This is a genomic window from Fulvimonas soli (genome assembly GCF_003148905.1).
Lineage (GTDB): Bacteria > Pseudomonadota > Gammaproteobacteria > Xanthomonadales > Rhodanobacteraceae > Fulvimonas > Fulvimonas soli.
In genome coordinates this window covers 1-1,202 of record NZ_QGHC01000041.1, presented here as the reverse complement: position 1 = coordinate 1,202, position 1,202 = coordinate 1, and the positions used below count along the sequence as shown (strand labels likewise).

General features: G+C 62.4%; 1 protein-coding gene. It reads left to right on the top strand.

Annotation, left to right across the window (positions count from 1 at the left end; all coding sequences use genetic code 11):
- Positions 1–72 precede the first annotated feature (72 nt).
- Positions 73–1,187, top strand: a protein-coding gene (locus tag C7456_RS16730) for an IS3 family transposase (protein WP_170120250.1) whose coding sequence is annotated in 2 segments (ribosomal slippage) — positions 73–325 and positions 325–1,187 — 1,116 coding nt in all. Because the reading frame shifts where the segments join, the coding sequence is not laid out codon by codon here.
- The last annotated feature ends 15 nt before the right edge of the window (positions 1,188–1,202 follow it).

Here is a 1,202-nt window from a genome sequence, read left to right as displayed (position 1 = left end):
CGTAAGCTCCCCCACTAGGCAGACATCTCGAAAGTAGAACTTTCTGGCATTGTTTCCGAGCCAGGAGGTTCCATGAAGAAGTCGAAGTTCACCGAGACGCAGATCGTCTCGATCCTCAAGCAGGCCGACGCCGGGGTGCCGGTGAAGGACATCTGCCGTCAGGCTGGCATCAGCGTGCCGACCTACTATCAGTGGAAGAGCAAGTACGGCGGCATGGAGGCGTCCGACCTCAAGCGCGTCAAGGACCTTGAGGCCGAGAATGCCTGGCTAAAGCGGATGTACGCCGAACTGGCGCTGGACAACGCGGCGATGAAGGACCTGATCGCAAAAAAACTGTAGGGCCGGCGAGCAAGCGCGAGGCCGTGCGCTACCTGATCGAGGTGCACGCGCGGCCGCTACGCCGGTCCTGCGCATGTGTGGGTCTGTCGCGTGCCGCGTACTACTGCCCGCCGCTGGATTGGACGGTGCGCGATGCCGAACTCATTGCTGCGTTGTCTCGTCTGGTCGAGGATCGGCCGAGCCGTGGCTTCTGGAAATGCTGTGCCCAGCTGCGCAAGGCGCGGCCGGATTGGAACGCCAAACGGATCTACCGGGTGTACAAGGCCATGAAGCTCAATCTCCGGCGGGCTGCGCGCCGCCGCTTGCCCAAGCGCGAACGCGTAGCGCTGTACGTGCCACGGCGGCCCGATACGGTGTGGTCAATCGATTTCATGAGCGACGCACTCGCCTGCGGCCGCCGTTTTCGGACCTTCAACGTGGTCGACGACTTCAACCGCGAAGCGCTGCACATCGAGGTCGACACGTCGATCACCTCGGCGCGGTTGGTGCGTATCTTCGAACAGATCAGGCGCGACCACGGCTTGCCGCAAGTGCTGCGCTCGGACAACGGGCCGGAGTTCCTGGGCGAGGCATTTACCCAGTGGGCCAAGGCCAACGGCGTGGCCATCCAGTACATCCAGCCCGGCAAGCCCAACCAGAATGCCTACATCGAACGCTTCAATCGGACCTTCCGCGAGGAAGTGCTCGACCAGCACCTGTTTGCCCGCCTGGAGGATGTGCGTGAGGCCGCCTACTGGTGGATGCTCGACTACAACGAGCAACGCCCCCACGAATCACTCGGTGACCTGACACCCACCGAGTACCGCCAACAAGCCGCCAGCGGTTCTACTTTTGAAGTGTCTGCTTGACGGGGGAGCTTACGC